The sequence below is a fragment of the Sulfitobacter indolifex genome (assembly GCF_022788655.1).
GTDB classification, from domain to species: domain Bacteria; phylum Pseudomonadota; class Alphaproteobacteria; order Rhodobacterales; family Rhodobacteraceae; genus Sulfitobacter; species Sulfitobacter indolifex.
In genome coordinates, this window is the sequence record NZ_CP084951.1 from 558639 (window position 1) to 577003 (window position 18365).

Here is an 18365-nt window from a genome sequence, read left to right on the forward strand (position 1 = left end):
AAGGGTGATATGTTTCTGTAAAATTTCAAGCGCTACCCGTGCTTTGGTGTATCTCGGCTGAATGCGCTGTCGGTAGCATAAAGCGTGCAGGGCAGCCCCCTAACTCGCGGAGTAGATCAAGCGCGCTAGGTCGCGCGCCCGTCCATAATGCGTGGAACGTCTTGTAACTTAGCATTGTGGCGGGAGATCCAGTCGAGCGTCTGCTCAAACGGCATGGGACGTGCGATGCCGAATCCCTGCACATGGTCACAGCCAAGCTGCGCCAGCAATACATGCTCCCCTACCGTCTCCACACCTTCGGCAAGGGTTTCGACCCCGAGCCGTTCAGCCATGGTAAGAATGGCACCTATCATCCGCTGTTGATCCGGGTCGCGATCTGCCTTCATGACAAAAGAGCGATCAATTTTAATGCGGCTCACCGAGAAGCGACGGATCGAAGCAATGGAGGCCTGGCCAGTGCCAAAGTCGTCAAGATCAATGCGGCATCCTAACTTGCCCAAAGCGTTGATATTGCGGGTAATCACGTCATCGGGCGCGGATGCGACAACAGTTTCCAGGACTTCGACGGCAAGCCTGTCGGGGGTCAGTTCAAAACGGTCCAGCTCCCAAGAGATTTTGTCGATCAGCTGGGGATTGGCAAGTTCGCTTCCCGCGAAGTTTACGCCAACCTGTGGGACTTCTGTTCCAGAGCTATCCCAAGCTTTAAGTGCGGCAAAAGAGTGATACATCATCACCTCAGCCAAACGCTCCAAAAGGCCAGCCTCTTCGATGGCAGGTAGGAAATCTGAGGGGGGGATCATGCCGCGCACCGGGTGGTTCCAGCGCGCGAGGGCTTCAAAGCCGGTGATTTGTCCCGTGTCAGTCGATATCTGCGGCTGAAACCACGGCTGGATTTGGCCGCCATCCAATGCCTGCACGACGTCCTCGCGCAGCTCTGTGCGGCTTTCGGTATCGCGGCGCATCTGGTCTGAGAAGGCGCGAATGGAGGAGGGGCCACGACGTTGAGCGGTGCGTAGGGCCGTGGCAGCGGCGGCAAGCCACGCCGCACCGTCCACGCCCGGCGCGCGGGTGTTGAGGCAAAAGCCGACTGAGGCGCTGAGATAGACGGTCACCCCATCGACGGAGATAGGTTCTTCCAGTACAGCCTGAAGCCGCCCCGCAAGCTGGATACAAAGCTCAAGATCAAGCTGGCGCACTGGGGCCATACAAATGGCGAAGCGCGCCTCGCCCATTTTGCCAATATTGTCGTCATCGCGCAGGACGCTGATCAAACGTTCGCCGCTCTGCCGAGCGATTGAATCGGCAGTTCCATGACCGTAACGTTCTGTAATCTTGTCAAACTCTTCGAGCGAGATGAAGAAAGTCGCCGACAACCGCCCCTGCGCTTTGGCGCGTTGAAAAACTTGTTCGGTCAATTCCTCAAAGGTACTGCGCTGCAGCATACCGCTGACTGCGTCACGGGGTAGCGCCAGCCTGTCGCCAAACCGCTGCCCCGCAAGATAGAGCAGTGGCAAAGCCGCGGAGGCCGTGATCAGGGCCAATTCACCCCCGAGCCAGAACGCGACAAGTGTCATTGCAGGAAGGAAGGCCAGAGCCGCTTGACCACTTAGCAAAGCGGCGAGTGGCTGGCGCAAATGCGCCAGCCGAGTAAGCTGGTAGAATGCCATCGCGATATCCCTTCCATTATCGCGCAATGCCTGCGCTGTTGAGGGACCAATATCGCCTTTAGGATGTGTCGTGGGTTAACAGAGACCGCTTTTCATGCAATTTCTTATCTAAAATTGTTCTTGTTACGTACGCTCTACGTTCCGCATTAACCCTGCGAAGTCGAACAGGCCTGGATCAAGCAAATGGGAGGGGCGGGCGTTCATCAAAGCACGGAACATCACCTGCCGGCGACCGGGGCTATTGGCCTCCCAGCCGTCCAGAATCGTCTTAACCTGCTGGCGCTGTAGCCCATCCTGTGACCCGCAAAGATCGCAAGGAATGATCGGGTAGTTCATTGCGGTGGCGAAGCGCTCGCAGTCGCGTTCGGCCACATGGGCAAGGGGGCGGTAAAGGAACAGATCGCCTTCTTCGTTTACCAATTTTGGCGGCATCGTTGCCAGCCGCCCACCGTGAAAGAGGTTCATGAAGAAGGTTTCTAAGATGTCATCCCGGTGATGGCCCAGCACCACAGCAGAGCAGCCTTCTTCGCGCGCAATTCGGTAGAGATTCCCACGGCGTAAACGACTGCAGAGAGCGCAAAACGTGCGCCCGGCGGGGATCTTGTCCATGACGATTGAGTAGGTGTCTTGGTATTCGATGCGATGGGGAACGCCCATCTTTTCAAGGAATTCCGGCAGCACGGTTGCGGGGAAGTTCGGCTGGCCCTGGTCGAGGTTGCAGGCCAAAAGATCGACCGGCAGCAGACCTCGCCATTGAAGTTCATGCAAGACCGCAAGCAGGGTATAGCTGTCTTTGCCGCCCGACAGACAGACCAACCATTTGGGCTTCGGCGCGTCCTCGGCGGTCGACTCGATCATGCCGTATTGATCAATCGCCTCGCGGGTCATGCGGACGATGCGCTTGCGCAGCTTCTTGAACTCGGTGCTTTGCGGTGCGCCGGCAAAGAGGGGGTGAATCTCGTTGGTTTCGTCCAGCATCGTCTGTCTCTCACTATCAGCTTGGCTTCACCTAGGGCATTTTGCCCCTTTGCCGCAAGCGTTGCGCTAATCGGGGACGTTGTCGATTCCACTGCGGCCCCAAGGGTGGCAGCGGGCGATGCGCCGCGCGGCCAGCCATCCGCCCCGCAGCCCGCCGTGTTTTTGCAAGGCTTCCAGCGCATAGGCACTGCAGGTGGGCTGGTAACGGCAATTGTATCCAACCCAAGGGCTAAAAAGTAGACGGTAGCCGCGCACCGGCAGGGCAAGCAGCGTGGCAAATGGGGTCATTTGCGCGCCCCATGAAGGATATCGAGTGCGCGTGTGAGATCGGCAAGCAGCTGATCGAAGGACAGAGCGGCAGTCGCCTCGCGCCGCCCGACAAAGACATAGTCCATGCCCGCAAGTCCGGCCTGCGGCAGGGTCAGCCGGGCGATTTCACGCAAACGGCGCTTGGCGCGGTTGCGGGCCACGGCATTGCCGACCTTCTTTGAGCAGGTGAAGCCCACGCGAATGGGGGCCGCGCTGGGCTCATCCTCCCGGCGGGGTCGCATTTGTAGGATAAAACCGGGAGTCGCCACACGTTTTGCACGGCTGGCACGCTGGAAATCCGGCCGTTTGGTCAGGGTTTCCAGACGCAGAGAAGCCGCCGGGGCAGGGTTCCCCTTTGTGGCGCAAATGCCATCCAAGGGTGCCTCCGGCGGTATCATATTCTGGTTCCGAAGATCGAAGGCGCTTACGCGCTCAGCGATTTCCGGCCCTGTGCGCGGCGCGCATTGATGATCTTACGGCCGGCTTTGGTGGCCATACGCGCGCGGAAACCGTGGCGCCGCTTGCGCACGAGGTTCGAGGGTTGAAAGGTGCGTTTCATCGCTCCGTCTCCATTTAAAGCTGGCTGGGCACGGAATCACTCATGAGTTCCACCGCGGCCAGCGTCAATTCAAGCCCGTCCTCTAAAGCGGTGGCGCGCGCAAGTCAAACCCCCTGACAGGGAAAAATGTGCCCTTTGCAACAAAATGCCGGTCCGTACGGGCCAAATTGTTTCAGTTCGCCCCTCTACCCTGCAAAAACGGCCCTTTGCGCACAAGCTCTATCAAGTGCGTGTGAGGAGCCTGTTCCTGCGCACAGCTTCACGCCATCATTAAGGTAACGACAAATGGTCTGATGTAGGCCCAGTGAAAGTGTTGAAATGAGCCGCGAAGACCAAAGTACGCCCGCGCTGACGCGTTACCTGCCCCTTGCGGTGATCCTAGTGGTCGCCGCCATCGGCGCGTTTACCCTGCGTGATTACCTGAGTTTCGACGCCCTGCGTGAGAATCGCGAGGCGCTGATCGCCTTTCGCGACAACAACTACCTGCTGACCGCGCTGGCCTTTGTTGCCGCCTATGTAGTGATCGTGGCATTCTCCCTTCCGGGGGCCACGGTGGCGACATTAACGGGCGGCTTTCTGTTCGGGCTGTTTCCGGGTGTTCTTTATAACGTGGGTGGGGCCACACTCGGCGCAATCGTGATCTTTCTGGCGGCGCAATGGGGCCTGGGCGACCGGCTGAAAGAACGGATGGATGCCGCAGAAGGGGTGGTGCGCAAGATCAAGGCAGGGATCGACGATAACCAGTGGTCGATGCTTTTCTTTATCCGGCTCGTGCCGGTGGTGCCGTTTTTCGTTGCGAATCTGGTGCCCGCATTCCTTGGCGTACCGCTGTTTCGCTTCGCGATCTCGACGTTTTTCGGCATCATGCCGGGGGCGCTTGTCTTTACCTCTGTCGGGGCTGGGCTAGGTGCAGTCTTTGCCCGAGGTGAGACGCCTGACCTCGGGATTATCTTTGAGCCCCATATTTTGCTGCCCATTCTGGGCCTTTGCGTTCTGTCGCTGCTGCCCGTGGCGATCAAGACATTTACCGGCAAGAAGGATCTGCTGAAATGACCAACCGTATCAAGACCGACGTTCTAATCATCGGCGCAGGCTCTGGCGGGTTGTCGGTGGCGGCGGGGGCCGTCCAGATGGGCGCGGATGTGACCCTACTTGAAGGGCATAAAATGGGCGGCGATTGCCTGAACTATGGCTGCGTGCCTTCAAAGGCGCTGATCAAGACTGGCAAGACCGCCCATGCCCAGCAGCACAGCGCACAATATGGGGTCGAGAATGCCGCCGGAGTGGTGGATTACGCCGCCGCCAAGGATCACGTGGCCGATGTCATCTCGCAAATCGCGCCGGTCGATTCGGTTGAGCGGTTTGAAGGCTTGGGCGTGCGGGTGATCCGCGAATACGGGCATTTCATTTCCGATAAAGAAGTGCAGGCGGGCGATACGATCATCACGGCACGGCGCATTGTCGTCGCTACGGGGTCGTCCCCGCTGGTGCCGCCGATTCCGGGGCTGAAGGATGTGCCCTATGAGACCAACGAAACGCTCTTCGACCTACGGGAAAAGCCCGAGCATCTGATCATCATCGGGGGCGGCCCCATCGGCATTGAGATGGCCCAGGCCCATGTGCGGATGGGCTGCAAGGTGACGGTGATCGAAGGCGATCGGGCGCTTGGCAAGGATGATCCGGAACTGGCTGAGGTGGTTCTTCAGACCATGCGGGACGAAGGCGTGATCTTTGAGGAAGGCAGCAACGCTGCGAAGATCAGCGGTCAAGCGGGCGCGATCACGGTTGAAACCAAGGATGGCCGGGTGATCAATGGCTCGCATCTGCTGATGGCCGTGGGCCGCAAAAACAACATTGACCGGCTCGACCTCGATAAAGCGGGAGTGGAAACCACCAAAGCGGGCATCAAGGTCGACGACAGTCTGCGCAGCAGCAACCGCCGTGTTTATGCCATTGGCGACGTGGCGGGCGGGCTGCAGTTCACCCATGTGGCGGGCTATCACGCCGGGGTGGTGATCCGCTCGATCCTCTTTGGCCTGCCGAGCAAGACCAAGTTGCACCATATCCCATGGGTCACCTATGCCGCGCCGGAGCTGGCGCAGGTCGGGCTGACCGAGGCGCAAGCGCGAGAGGAGCATGGGGAGAAGTTGGAGGTCGTGCGCTTTCACTACACCCATAACGACCGCGCAATAGCCGAGCGTCAGACCAAAGGGTTCATCAAGGTCATGGTGGTCAAGGGGCGCCCGGTGGGGGCCAGCATCGTCGGACATCAAGCAGGGGAATTGATCACCCTGTGGTCGCTTGCGCTGGTCAATAACATGAAGATGAGCCAGATTGCGGCTATGGTTGCACCTTACCCCACGATCTCGGAAATCAACAAACGCGCGGCGGGGGCCTATTTCAGCCCGCGCCTCTTCGAAAGCGCATTGGTAAAAACGGTTGTGCGCGCCGTGCAGCGCCTGTTGCCCTGAGAAAACGCATGATCCACTCGCTCTCTGGCCGTCTGCTGATCCTCACCACCATCTTTGTGATGCTGGCCGAGGTGCTGATTTTTGTCCCCTCCATCGCGCGGTTCCGCGAAGAATACATGCTGACGCGGCTGGAACGGGCACAGATCGCGTCACTGGCGCTGCTGGCTGACGACATGCTCGACCCGGAGCTGGAGGAAGAGCTGCTGCGCAACGCCGAGGTCTTCAACGTGGTGCTGCGCCGGGACGAGGCGCGGCAATTGGTGCTGGCCTCCCCTATGCCGCGCACGGTGTCGCAGACCTATGATCTGCGCGATGCCTCTGCGACGGTTCTGATCCGCGACGCGATGCTGCGTCTGTTCCGGCCCGGGAATGAGGTGGTGCGTGTGATCGGCGCCCCGGTGCGCGAGGCGGGGCTGCTGATCGAAGTCACGATGGAAACGGCACCGATGCGGGTTGCCATGCTCGACTATGGGATTCGCATCTTGATGCTTTCGGCGGTGATCTCCGTTATAACCGCGGTGCTCTTGTTCTTCGCCATGCGGGCCTTGTTGCTCAAACCGATCAAACGGGTCGCAGGGCATATGCAGCGCTACGCCGCGGCCCCCGAAGATGCGCGGCGGATCATTGAACCTTCGGCGAGCGTAACCGAATTGCGCGAGGCCGAAGAAGCGCTGAAAAAGCTACAGACGGACCTGACGCAGGCGCTCAAGCAGAAAGAGCGTTTGGCACAACTGGGCAGCGCGGTCAGCAAGATCAGCCATGATTTGCGCAACATTCTGACGTCGGCGCAGCTTTTCACCGACCGGATCGAGATGTCTGAAGACCCGACAGTCAAACGGATGGCCCCTAAACTTGTTGGCTCGATCACACGCGCGGTTCACCTATGCGAATCGACACTGGCATTTGGCAAAGCAGAAGAGCCGGGGCCCACGCTGACGCTGATGCTGCTAGAAGAGTTGGTGGAAGAAGTGATTGACGGCGAACGCCTGGCCGACCCTGAAAGCGACATCAGCTTTGCCGCCGACATCCCCGCCAACCTGACTGTGCGCGCCGACCCTGAACAAATGTACCGCGTTCTCGCAAATCTCATGCGGAACGCCCGACAGGCGATCACGGCCACCGGCAAACCGGGTGAGGTACATCTGCGCGCCGAGGACCGAGCAGAGGCGTGGTGCATCACCGTGAGCGATACCGGACCGGGCCTGCCGCCCAAAGCGCGCGAACATCTTTTTACAGCGTTTCAAGGGGGCGCGCGCAAGGGCGGTTCGGGGCTGGGGCTGGTCATCGCATCAGAGTTGGTGCGCGGCCACGGTGGCACTTTGGCCCTGCATAACACCGGTCCGGAAGGCACGGTTTTCGACATCACCCTGCCCAAGGGCGACGGCACTCTATAAACTTTCGCAGAAAATTGCATTTCCTTGAAACGAGGGCTTGCAACTCTCCGGGGCTAAGACTAAACCCCCGCTCAGTGGACCGATAGCTCAGCTGGATAGAGTACCTGACTACGAATCAGGGGGTCGGGGGTTCGAATCCTCCTCGGTCCGCCACTACCCGAAAAATTTAATAACACTGCGCCCGATGCGATATCGCTTCGACCTGTGTTATCCGTATGTGGGCGGATTTTAGAACGCCCATTCTCCATGCGGTTTGTCGAAGACGGAGTGCGTCTGCATCAGATGATCTATGCCGCGGTACATGTCGCCGCTTGAGCAGGACGTTATCTTGAGCAGTAGGTCATAGAGCCAAAGATACCGCGCGCGAAGACCTCAACGTTGTTTTTTGCATGAGCAGCCTTAGTCATAGACTGCGTGCGAAGCGTTTTGATTTAAAGTGAGCTCAGCTTTTTGGCGTGTAAAACTGAAGCCAGCATAAAATCTGCCTTAAAGGATCGCTAAATCGACCTTGGATTATTGAACTTCTTTGCACCTGAGGAGCTTTCAATTCCGATGCAGGGAGGAGATCTTTCTGGAAGGTCGTGAAACATCCGCCCGAACTTGGCGAAGCACTGGAAGACGTGTGATCAACGCTGCGAAAACCATCGTGGCCATGATCAGGATCAAAAGTTCACTATTCCACATGCACCATTCCTCCTACGGTATATTTAACAGACTAACGATTCGCATAACTAATAGGTTCCGCTAACGTACGGTGCAACTATCGGTTGAGTTCCTGTTAGCCGCGAACTTGTCGCTGCTAATTTGCATGTGCGGTAAAGAACGAAATCAGTCACGCTCAGTTCTTTTTCTGAACAACATACGGACAATCAAGAGTTACTGGATCGGCATATGCCATTGGCGCAGCTCCTAGATCGGCCAAGGCGAAGAGAAATTACGCGCGTTGGCCGTGAAAATTTGAACGCGCCCCCGCGCGCTGTCATGATGTGCCGCGCGCATTGCTTTCAAAGATGCTTTTCATATGGCTGTCGAACTCATTCCAAGTGATAACAGCCCGATTGCCCGCATGGCCGTCGTAATATGAGCGCCCCGTCGATGTTGGCAGTCCGGCCCAAATACGGGCGAGGTTCTCCATAAATCGATGGCGACTGATTTTGCCCTTCATAAAGGGGGTGAAGCCTGCATCTTCGAGTAGGATATCAGCAAGCAGGTCTTGGACTTGCGGGGTGAAGACATCATTCTTGCTGAGTCCCGCCTCAGTGACCAGTGTTTTCAATGTGTTGGGGATAAACTGATAGCGCCCGATGGCATGTGGCTGACCGGGAGTCGCCGAAATCCAGCGATAGATTTCGCCGATGGTCATGCCCGTGGGCCGCTTCGGCGGCCTGACCCGTGCGCCATGCTGGACCGCGTCATAGCCTTTAGCACCGGCCTCAGCCGAAGCTATTAGATGAAGGACGGCGTCGGATGGCCCGCCGCGTTTTGGAATGTAGAGCTTGCGAGGAGAGGGTGCGGCGGTCGTTTTAATCATGCTGCGATTAAGGTGAATACGGTCCTTTGAGGCAGAGGGCGATAGTGCAAAATTCAGGCCGGTAACGGCGATTTTTCTACTATCGAAACGGGCTAGGTCATCTGCATTTGCCGCCCCGGAAAAAGTCGTGGCGATCAGGCAAAAGGCAGTGCTGGCAGCAAGCATTCTCATCGGGGTTTCCTATCTAGGTTAGATATTGCGTTGACCCTGATTATGCGCCTTCAAAATCGATATTTCCTTAACACGGACAGATAGTTAGCCTGTCAAAAGGATAGGTATTGGTGCGCTTGGAGTAGCCACTTGTGCCTTAGGATCCGTGAATGGGGTTGAGCCACGTTCCAGATGCGCTTGGAACGTGGCCCTCCCTCATGGCTGAGTCTCCCGATCAGCTTCCGAGGAACTGGTCGAACTGGGTCCAGAGTGAATTGTCCAACAGTAGATTAAAGCGGAAATAGAACCCCTCGTCGTAGAGGCTGCTTTGCCCTGCCACCCGGCCGCGTGCTTTGTTGTAGCCAAGTGCGAGCAGGACACCTTTGCGCGGGGTGAAACCAAATTCCGCGCCAATCCCGTTAGAGGAGTTCCCTTCACTGTCCCACAAATGTGTGGCGTTCAGGCCAAGCTGGAAGCGATCATTGCCGAATTCGTAGTTCAGTCCTCCTTGAACCAGTTGTGTGGTGGTGTTGGGCGATGTTCCTGCTGCGGTGGCAATCTGCTGGTACTGACCAGCGTATTTGCCGTTAATCCGTAGGTCAGCGTCGATCTCGTAGTTCGCATCTACAGACCACAGGTGGGTTTCCGTGTTATTGTGCTGCTCCTCCAGCCGATGCTCATACCACGCCAGCACATCAAGGCGCGCGTTGTCCTTGGGGCGATAGGCGGCCCCAACACGGGTACGCAGACGGCGGGAGTTTTCGCTATTGCGGCGATCTAGTGCCGCACGGCTTCGCGCCAGAACTGTAAGATCGGGGGTTACGTTGCCTGCAATCCCGATGCTTGCGTAGTGAGTTTTGCCAGTCTTTTTCCATGTGGTTTCCAACTCAGCGTCACCGACCCAGTTGTCGTCTCCCGACTGCCAGCTCGTGCCGAGCGCGAGCGACGTTAATTCACCCTCTGCGGTGTCAAGGTTGCGGGAGTGCTCAAGATCAGCGCGGAAAGTCGTGCTTTGATTGATGTCCCAATTGACCGACATACCCTGCACCATATTGGTGTCGCCTGCGCCGCTGGCTTTGGTCATCTCGGTCCGGCCTGTAACCCACTCGTTTAAAGTGTAGGAAAAGCCATAGGCCGCGCGGGAGACAAGTTCATCGCTGCCGAACTGAAGCTCGATCTCGTTATAGACGCGCCAGCCGTTCTTAGGCTCGTCATATAGGCCCAGTGTAAGTTCGGTCGGGACGTCGCCGTTTAGCGGTGCGCGTAGTTTTGCTTCGATCACCGTGCCCGGGCGGGCCGCCGGCGCCCAATTTGCCCCGAGAACCAAAGCAGTTCTGCTTTCGTCGCTGCCGTCATTGCGGTCTCGGCTGTGTTCTAGGCCAATCTCACCGCGCAGGGTCTTGCTGAGGCGACGTGAATAGATCGCATCAAGGGTCAGCTGTTCGTTGTGGTTGACCCGATCACGGGTGTATTCGGCACTGAAAGCAATATCGCTGCGCTGGTCGATCTCTGCGCCATAGCTTAGACGGACTTGGCTGGTACCGGCGCGGGCCAGACCTCCCTGTGCGTGAAAGTCTTGCCCCGTATGGATGGCCTCGAAAGCGAAGTGACGCGTTTCGGTTTTCAGCTCATAGGACAAACGGGCTGCGGTGTCTTTCTCACCTATTTCATTTTCCGAACGGGCGACTTCGGCCTCCCAAATGCCGCCCTGACGGTCTTCGTGCTGCAGATAGGCAGCGTGCATCCGTTGGTGGGCCGTGTTGCCAAGCGGCGCATCGGCATGAACGGCGCGTGCCCCGATAGAAGTATTTTCAGAAAGGGCGTAGTTTACTTCGCCGCCATAAAGCCAGTAAGCCTCTGCACCATCGGGCTCAACTTCGTAGGTGACGCGGATCGACACGGGGTTGCCCTCAAGATCGAACTGGCGCACCGGTGTGTCAAAAGTGATCGTATTGCGGAAGAAGTCGAGTAGATAGTCCGTCCCGCGCAGCAGTGGCGTGGCTGTTAATATGTCGCCGCCGTCTTCATCTCGCACGAGGATTTCAACCCGCTCAGAGCCTTGCACATAACCGCTTAGGTCAAGGTCATAGGGGCCAGAGACCCCGCGACCACGGATTTCTTGCACTTGCTGTTCTTGTGCGGTCTGGGCTGCGAAGACAGTGACCGAGACGCGGTCGTTTTCCCAGTGCCCCTTGGCCCCGGTGGCGACACGGCGCAGATTCCCAAGTTTCAGCGCGCTGGCTTCCGGCTCGATGGCAATGTCGCCGTAGAGCATATAGGAGCGGCCTTTTTCCACCTTAACAAATAGATTGGACGTGGATTGCGCATCGGCTCCGCGTTCGGAGTTGTCGCCATAAACGGGGTAATATTCTTCGCCCCGGATGTCGCGGAACAAACGATCTTCTGTATCGCGGTCCGAATTGTAGCGTAGCGTCAACAGCGCATCGCCGCGGATCACACCTTTGAGGTAAAGTTCACCGCGCACACCTGTGGTGGTCTCTTCGAACGAACTGATGTGGTCCGTGTCGAGCACGTTGCCTGCATCACCGCTGAGCGATACTGCGCCCTCAATCACACCGATCAACACCCGTTCATTCAAGTCAGGGGTAAATGTCAGCGTCGCTTCGGCCTCGCCAAAGGAGGAGCGTACCGTGATTAAATCAGGGCCGGAGGCCTGCGGCGGGATCAGGTTAAAGGTTGCCTCACCATTGTCGAGGTACGCCTGCACACCGGGTGTGCTGCTGCGGATGTCAGTTACGTCCCAAAGCGAGCGTCGGGCAGAAAGGGTAACCGTGCCTGAGGCAGGCACCGGGCGACCACGGGCATCGAGAACGCGGACAACCACTGGGACCACAGAGGCCGGGTTCGCCGCTGCGTTATCGGGCAACAAGATTTCGATTCTAGCTGGTTTGCCGGGGGCGGTCAGGCGCAGTTCTTTGCGGACACGCTCGATGCCAAATCCATCACGGCCCACCAGTGTAAGGACATTTTCGCCCGGCGCCAGTTTCACCGCGACATATTCAAGCGCCTGCACATTGTTCTTTTCCAAATTTGTGCGCTCACCGACACGGTCCCCGCCGAGCTCCCGGCCATTCACCAGCAGCGTTAGCGTCAAGTCCGCCTTACCCTTAACGCGGATGTTCTGGGTTGCGCGGGTAACTGTAGTGTCTTCTGCAAAATCAACGAAGCTTGGGTCGCTATTAAGGTTTTGGATAATACTGTCGAGCGACTGGCGCTGGGCCGAAGCGCGGGCCGACTGCGCCACGGAAGCGGCATTAATCCCGGCCTCTTCGCTTTGGGCGGCAATCATGCCGGGGGTCAGCTGCGTCGTGGTCGCGATGCCAGCTTCGCCGCGTACCGAGCGGGTGTTGCTCCGTTGGCCATCAATCGGCAGGTCGGTCGCATTCACACCGGGGGATTGGCTTTTCCCTTTGAAATGGGCGCGACGTTTGCTGACTTCTTCAAGCGCTTCTGGGCTACACTGGGCCACGGCAAAATTCTCAGTCCGCAGTTCGCCTTTCTTCAGCGGAACCAGTCGTGACCCTCCGCGCCGCAGATCGTTGGTGCGCGTCACTTGCACCTCGGTCCCGTTGGGAAGTGTTTCGGGCTGGACGAGAAAGGCGTGGGTCACCGCGCGCATTCCGTTCAGTGAATAAGCGCCATTGATATCGGTCACCACAAAGAGCCCCTCTTGGGTCGCGATGCGCACGCCAGGAATGCCCGGCTCATCCGATGCGCGGTCACGCAGGCCGTTGCCGTTGCAATCCATGAACACAGCGCCGAGCACAGTACCCTGACGGGAAAAAACGCCGCCTGAGTTGTCCAAGCGCACCATTGCGCGGGCCGTTTGTGATTGATGCAACATGCCGGTGCCCGCTTGGCGACCCGATAAGATGGCAGTGTTCTCGTTGCGGCCTTCGCGGGCGGCGGCAGAGAATTGCATGACATAGGTCAACTCATGGCTCGACAAAGGCTCAAGCATGCCGACCTCAAAGCGCAGATCGCCGTTACCAATTTGCTGCGGATCGTCCAGCAGTGCCCCGTTCAAGGTGACTGAGCCGGGAACGAAGTTTACGCCATAAGCGGGGCGGTCAAGGATTTCGCCACCAATCAGCGCTTGGTGCATGTTGTTGGTGAAACTAAGCGTATAGGTGACGAATTCGCCATGCCCAACACTGTCAAGGTCCGCCGTCTTATCGAGCGCCAGCGGCGTGCCGTAATGCGGATCTACCGGAATGTCAGATACAAAGAGCGCGCCACCCGCATGGTTAAACTCTTTGCCCAAACCTGCCTGCATCACAGTGCGGCCCATACCGACATAATCGGCACGCATTGACGGAAAGACCCAAGCGGGCGCATCCATTACAGCATAGCGGTAGTCGCCCTCAGGCATCTCAAAGAAGGTGAAAAAGCCACGTTGGTCGGTCTGCGTGCGGGCCATCTCTGCACCGGAGCGCGCGTCGACTAGGGCAACGGATACGTCGTCAATCGGGGCGTTGGTAACGGAGTTGAACAAGAAGTTTCCAGGGTTGATCATCAGATCATCCTCAAGCACCTCGTCGTCGCAGATCGCCGTTGCGATTAAGCTATCGCCAAAATCGGTTGCCATGACCTGATCCCCGGCAACGGCGGGCGACATCTGTGCCATTGGCAGCGCGGGCGTGAGGAAGACTCCGGTGTTGGCACCCGTCTCGGTCGCGATGATGGTTTCAACATCACCGGTCAACTTGCTGCGGATGGTAACTGGCGTCGTATCGACACCAACGGTGGCGTTGCAAACTCCAGCGGTGACACGCAGACGCGTATCGCTTCCCGGTGTGCCATAGGGTTGATCTTCGCCGGTTTCGGGATGCTCGAACACCAGCGTGCCGGGCGTGTCCGTTTCGCGTTTGTAGACGACGGTATTCGAGCCCAGCAACAGAGTGCTTTCTTGGTTGTTATAGAAGGCCGAGGCGGTGTTGTGCACTTCTAGTGCGCCCAAAGCCTTAGGCACACGCACCGAAAAGCTGGGGTCTGAGGCATGGCCAATCGCGTAGTCACCCTCATGGAAAAATGCCACCGCATCAACTTCGTTGGAAAGGCCCGCCGGGACAACGCTGACATATTCGTGGAGAGGTGCGCCGTACATATGGACCAGCGCTGTCATAGTGCCTGAGTTTCGGATCGCGTTAAAAGCCGTATTCAGCGGTATCGCATCGCGCAGCAACACACCGGTCTTGGGCGTACCGTCGATCAAAATGGGCTGGCCGTCGATCTCGGGGTAGCCAAAAGCGTCACGCTCTGAATCGTTACGCAGGCGCAAGGTGTAGGTGATGATCGCCCCGTCGTCAGTTTCCGAGATGGCCTGCTCTTTAGAGACTTCAAGCCCGCCTTCTTCGACGCGCGATTCGCCCGTTGCTTCACTGGTTAGGCTTTGGCCATCCTCTGCCACAGCAGAGACCCTCAGCATGCTGGCGAACTGAGTGCTTATTGGGGTTTCCGCCGAAATGCGGAATTCGTAGATCAGCTGGAGCCGCTCACCCACCGCGAGCATGAAGGGGGTCGACATGTCTGCGGCCGCGTCCTCCGGATCAATCTGGCCGTTGCCGTTAAGATCGGGGAACAGCGTCTGATGTGACATCATCGCTGACTGGCCCTGTTCGCCAATGCTGAGCGATGTTGTTAGCGGAACGTTGCCGCTGTTAACCACATCAAAATAGTAGCGGCCGAATGCACCGCGGGTCAGTAGAAGGTCGGAATAACCGGTCACTTCTAGCCCAGGAACCGAGGCGACTTCGGCCCGGACGGGATTCGAGAAGACGCGTTCCATGATGCCGAGCGACGTGTTGAAATAGCTCACCTCTGCCACGTTGCGGATGAAAGACCCGCCGAGTGCTGGGTCAGCTGCAGTCATTTGCGGTAGAAGGCTCAGGCCCAGTGCGGAGGCGCTGATCAGGGCCAGAGCCGGACGGGCTGTAGACATAAGGAAACTGCGCATCAGTTTGCTCCTGTTGCGATCCCTGCGAAGGGCGTGAATAAAATGGGGAGACGAGAACGGGGAGAGGAGGTGGCACCCCCGGGCGAGCATCGCTCAACCGGAGGTGCCGGAGTGGTCGGTTAGTTTTCGACCCGTACGGTGAACTCTACCCGAGCAAAGCCGCCGGGAAGGATCGTGCCATGCGCGCTCGATACGTTTGTCGGCGTGATGGTTGCCGTGCTGGTCCCAGGGAACAGGCTTTCAGTGCAGTCGCCGCCACAGTCTGTCACTGCGGTATAGGCCGGTGCTGCATCCGAGATGGTCACATTGTCCGCCGGAGAAGCACCAGTGTTTTCGGCTTCGACCATGTAGCGAATGCACTGGCCGGGCTCGACGTCTAGGCGCGTCTTCGTAAAGGTACCCGCAGTGCCGTCGCATTGCGCATCGATATACTGGTACTTGCTCAATGTGACATCGCCCGAGATGATGACCACGCGGTCTTCGACGGCGTTGTTGGTCAGGTCAATGTCGGTCCCGGTCCCGTTCAGCGTACTGCCGATGGTGATCGAACCGACCTCGGACACACCTTGGGTTGCTGTTGACGGTGTCTGCACACGGTAGATCAGCGAAATGCTGTCACCCGGGGCCAGCCCACCTACACCCAGATCATTGAAGTTATCGATGACCGGCTCGGAGGGATCAATAACGCCGTCGCCATTCTGGTCCCAGAAGATCGCACCAGAGAAGTTGGTCAGACCGTCTTCTGTGATCGTCCCTTCGGTGATGGCCACGTTCCCTTCGTTCGAGATGGTGTGGAGGATGTCCACGATACCACCCGGCGAAGCCTGCGCGCTTTGGTTGTCGATGATCTTCACGTCGTAGATTTCGTTGACCGTGACTTGGTTGACGATACGGTCACCCTGTCCCGAGACGGAAGAGACAACCGCGATGTCGACCAAAGTGTCGCCGGGCAGCGCATCATCGGCTGGCGTGATCACCGCGCGAATGGCTTGCGAAGCCCCTGCCGGAATGGTGCCTGTATTCGACACAAGCGAGCCGTCGGGCAGTTGGAACTCAACCGTCCAGCCTGCGGGAAGGGCTTGATCCAGTGACAGGTTGAAGCTGTCCGAGGTCGGGCCGTTGTTTTCGACCAGCATGTCAAAGACGACAGGTGCGCCCGGGTCCGTCCCTTCGGTGATCCATGGGTTGCCACCATTTGTCGGAGCTGCTCCATCACCTTCAGAACCGACTACGGCGTTTTCAAGGTCGACCGAAGCGGCGATCACCGCGCCGGAGAATTCAGCGGTCGATACGTCAGAGACGCCGGAGCTGTCCGAAGTGGTGGTGATTGTCGCAGTGTAGTTAGTGGTCGCAGTCGGAGTCACATTGGTTGGCAAAGTTGCGAGCAACGTCACTTTGGCGCTTTCACCGATACCCAGCGGACCGATTGAGCTGATGATAGGTGTGATACCGTCAGCCCCGACAAAGCGGAAAGTCGTACCGTCTGGGAAGTCTACATTGGCAATATCAAGCTGCAGGCTGTCCGGGCTGTTGGAAAGGTTGGTCAGCACGAATTCTTGACGGATCACGCCGCCTTGGTAAACATCGGCAGTTTCCGTTACGACATCGTTATTGGCGCCGTCATCATCGGTTCCCGAAGCATTCGTCGCGTCCGCTGTGCCATCTGAATTGATCGCCGTATCAGCGATGGCCACCGCGTATTGGTTGTCGACGGTAACAGAGGCGGTGTTCGACGGCGGGAAGGCTACGCCGTCAACGTCTTGGGTTGCCACGTTGGTGATGATACCCGCATCGGCAGTGTCCGTGATTGTGGCGCGGAATGTCACCTCGCCCGAACGGCCAGAGCCGACCGAAGAGATCAGGAAGTTGACGTTCTGGCCACCATCCCAATCCCAAGCGATTTCCTCCCCAGAGCCGTTGTCGGTATCAGGGACGGTGGAGCCGTTACCATCCAGCAACGGGTCCGCAGAGTCAGACCAGCGGGCCGAGCCCTCCACATAGGCCAAGCGACCATCAAGAACATCTTGCACCGAGTAGTTATTGGCTGCGACCAGACCGGTGCTGGAATAGGTCAAAGTAATGGTCACTTCATCACCAGCGTCAATGATGTTGGGGTTGCCGCCTGAAGCCGGGTCCGCCGTCATGGATTTGACCAGCTCAATAATCGCATCGTTGGAGATCGTCAGCGTGTCGGTGTTGGTAATAAGTACCGTGCCGTCAAGGTTGGAAGTCGCTGTTACGGTGATCGTGTCAGAACCGGACGCCGTTGAAGGGGCCGTGGCTTCGATCACAACGCCGAACTGCTCGCCCGGTGCCAGTGTAGGTGTTTCAGTAAGTGGAGTGGCGCTATCGGCCACGCCGTCCATGTTGGCGTCAGGGTAGAAGACCAAGGGTTGCAAATCGAGCGTCCCGCTGTCGTCTTCAGCCGCCTCCAGCAAGAACGCATCTGCGCCGTTACCGTCGTTGGTGATGATGTGGGGCAAGAAAGCCTTACCGCCTGGAGCGATGGTTTCAGTGTTGTCGGAGGTCATAGAGACACCAGCAACTTGCTGAACAATTGTCTCAACAATGTTCGAGGTTACCGTGATGGTGTCGCCAGCAGCATTGGTATAGGTCGCGACAGCTTGGTTGCCGATCACCGAGCCCGCATCGGGGGCCGCGAAAACGACCGTGCCGATGACGGAAGTGAGTGCAACGACGCTGACGGAGCGAAGGAAGGTTGTTTGGTATTTCACGTTAATATTCCTTAGTTCTATGGTAGTTGGAGAGAGAGGCGCCGGGTTCAGTTCAGACGCACGCGGTAGCTGTTAAAGGCAGAATCCCCTGCTTCGAGCGGTTCCGAGAGGGTCCAGCGCACAGCGGCGACAGCTTCTTCGGGGAGCGGCTCTTCGACCAAGTTGCCATCGGCATCGATGACCTTGCGGACGGCGGGAACGGTCGACCATTCCAGCCCTTCTTGTTCGGGGTCCATCTCGGCTTGGACTTCAAAGACTGCGGCAACGGAGGTTATTTCGGACCCAAATGCGAGTGAGACGCCATCCGGGACCGGGGCAGCGATAACGAGACCTGCCATCGCGCCGTCGGTCATATTCTCGTGGCGCAGCTCATAAGAGATCATCTCGCCCGGGCGGATGCTTTCACGCTCCACGAGGACTTCTTCGCCCTCGGCGTTGGTCTCCACCACGCGGAAAGAAAATTCGCTCGACAGCGCGTCGGCAGCGGCTGCGAAGCCGGCGATAGACAAAGCCGTACTCGCGATGAGTGTTTTGGATAACTGGGAGATATTGATACGCATCTAGTAGTTCCCTCGTTGGCCGGTGAAGAGCCGG

The 18365-nt window shown here is 58.0% G+C and carries 12 protein-coding genes and 1 tRNA gene; 4 read left to right on the plus strand and 9 right to left on the minus strand.

What is annotated here, in order from left to right:
* Positions 1-125 precede the first annotated feature (125 nt).
* The 5 genes from DSM14862_RS02745 to rpmH all read right to left on the minus strand — a co-directional run bounded on the left by DSM14862_RS02745 (position 126) and on the right by rpmH (position 3513).
* Positions 126-1667 carry a putative bifunctional diguanylate cyclase/phosphodiesterase gene (locus DSM14862_RS02745; protein WP_007118878.1) on the minus strand — a complete coding sequence of 514 codons (1542 nt, stop codon included), beginning with the start codon at positions 1665-1667 and terminating at the stop codon, positions 126-128.
* Positions 1668-1790: 123 nt separating this feature from the next.
* Positions 1791-2645 (minus strand): tRNA 2-thiocytidine(32) synthetase TtcA, encoded by an 855-nt coding sequence (gene ttcA / locus DSM14862_RS02750; protein ID WP_007118879.1) that lies wholly within the window; start codon positions 2643-2645, stop codon positions 1791-1793.
* Positions 2646-2711: 66 nt separating this feature from the next.
* Entirely contained in the window at positions 2712-2933 is a 222-nt protein-coding gene (yidD, locus tag DSM14862_RS02755; protein ID WP_007118880.1) for a membrane protein insertion efficiency factor YidD, read from the minus strand.
* A complete protein-coding gene (gene rnpA, locus DSM14862_RS02760) occupies positions 2930-3352 on the minus strand; it encodes a ribonuclease P protein component (protein ID WP_007118881.1) in 423 nt (140 codons plus the stop codon). The genes yidD and rnpA overlap by 4 nt, the downstream gene beginning before the upstream one ends.
* 26 nt (positions 3353-3378) lie before the next feature.
* Positions 3379-3513, minus strand: coding sequence for a 50S ribosomal protein L34 (gene rpmH, locus DSM14862_RS02765; protein WP_007118882.1), 135 nt, complete (start codon positions 3511-3513; stop codon positions 3379-3381).
* Positions 3514-3831: 318 nt separating this feature from the next.
* Between rpmH and DSM14862_RS02770 the strand changes: the two genes are divergently transcribed.
* The 4 genes from DSM14862_RS02770 (at position 3832) to DSM14862_RS02785 (ending at position 7531) form a co-directional block, all read left to right on the plus strand.
* Entirely contained in the window at positions 3832-4566 is a 735-nt protein-coding gene (locus DSM14862_RS02770) for a TVP38/TMEM64 family protein (RefSeq protein ID WP_007118883.1), read from the plus strand.
* Positions 4563-5984, plus strand: coding sequence for a dihydrolipoyl dehydrogenase family protein (locus DSM14862_RS02775; RefSeq protein ID WP_007118884.1), 1422 nt, complete (start codon positions 4563-4565; stop codon positions 5982-5984). The genes DSM14862_RS02770 and DSM14862_RS02775 overlap by 4 nt, the downstream gene beginning before the upstream one ends.
* Positions 5985-5992: 8 nt before the next feature.
* Positions 5993-7378: a sensor histidine kinase gene (locus tag DSM14862_RS02780; RefSeq protein ID WP_007118885.1), complete on the plus strand. Its 1386-nt coding sequence runs from the start codon at positions 5993-5995 to the stop codon at positions 7376-7378.
* 76 nt (positions 7379-7454) lie between these two features.
* Positions 7455-7531, plus strand: a tRNA-Arg gene (locus tag DSM14862_RS02785).
* An 826-nt stretch (positions 7532-8357) separates the two neighbouring features.
* Here the strand turns inward: DSM14862_RS02785 and DSM14862_RS02790 are convergent.
* From DSM14862_RS02790 to DSM14862_RS02805, 4 genes are all read right to left on the minus strand, one after another.
* Positions 8358-9074 (minus strand): lysozyme family protein, encoded by a 717-nt coding sequence (locus DSM14862_RS02790; RefSeq protein ID WP_007118887.1) that lies wholly within the window; start codon positions 9072-9074, stop codon positions 8358-8360.
* 220 nt (positions 9075-9294) lie between these two features.
* Positions 9295-15036, minus strand: coding sequence for a DUF11 domain-containing protein (locus tag DSM14862_RS02795; protein ID WP_007118888.1), 5742 nt, complete (start codon positions 15034-15036; stop codon positions 9295-9297).
* 119 nt (positions 15037-15155) lie between these two features.
* Complete coding sequence (locus tag DSM14862_RS02800; protein WP_007118889.1) at positions 15156-17771, minus strand: beta strand repeat-containing protein; 2616 nt, start codon at positions 17769-17771, stop codon at positions 15156-15158.
* A 47-nt stretch (positions 17772-17818) separates the two neighbouring features.
* Positions 17819-18331 (minus strand): hypothetical protein, encoded by a 513-nt coding sequence (locus DSM14862_RS02805; RefSeq protein WP_007118890.1) that lies wholly within the window; start codon positions 18329-18331, stop codon positions 17819-17821.
* Positions 18332-18365: the final 34 nt, after the last annotated feature.

Excerpts from the sequence above, each read along its gene's own strand:
- DSM14862_RS02745 (WP_007118878.1), bottom strand. The coding sequence starts at position 1,667 with ATGGCATTCTACCAGCTTACTCGGCTGGCGCATTTGCGCCAGCCACTC.
- ttcA (WP_007118879.1), bottom strand. The coding sequence starts at position 2,645 with ATGCTGGACGAAACCAACGAGATTCACCCCCTCTTTGCCGGCGCACCG.
- yidD (WP_007118880.1), bottom strand. The coding sequence starts at position 2,933 with ATGACCCCATTTGCCACGCTGCTTGCCCTGCCGGTGCGCGGCTACCGT.
- rnpA (WP_007118881.1), bottom strand. The coding sequence starts at position 3,352 with ATGATACCGCCGGAGGCACCCTTGGATGGCATTTGCGCCACAAAGGGG.
- rpmH (WP_007118882.1), bottom strand. The coding sequence starts at position 3,513 with ATGAAACGCACCTTTCAACCCTCGAACCTCGTGCGCAAGCGGCGCCAC.
- DSM14862_RS02770 (WP_007118883.1), top strand. The coding sequence starts at position 3,832 with ATGAGCCGCGAAGACCAAAGTACGCCCGCGCTGACGCGTTACCTGCCC.
- DSM14862_RS02775 (WP_007118884.1), top strand. The coding sequence starts at position 4,563 with ATGACCAACCGTATCAAGACCGACGTTCTAATCATCGGCGCAGGCTCT.
- DSM14862_RS02780 (WP_007118885.1), top strand. The coding sequence starts at position 5,993 with ATGATCCACTCGCTCTCTGGCCGTCTGCTGATCCTCACCACCATCTTT.
- DSM14862_RS02790 (WP_007118887.1), bottom strand. The coding sequence starts at position 9,074 with ATGCTTGCTGCCAGCACTGCCTTTTGCCTGATCGCCACGACTTTTTCC.
- DSM14862_RS02795 (WP_007118888.1), bottom strand. The coding sequence starts at position 15,036 with ATGCGCAGTTTCCTTATGTCTACAGCCCGTCCGGCTCTGGCCCTGATC.
- DSM14862_RS02805 (WP_007118890.1), bottom strand. The coding sequence starts at position 18,331 with ATGCGTATCAATATCTCCCAGTTATCCAAAACACTCATCGCGAGTACG.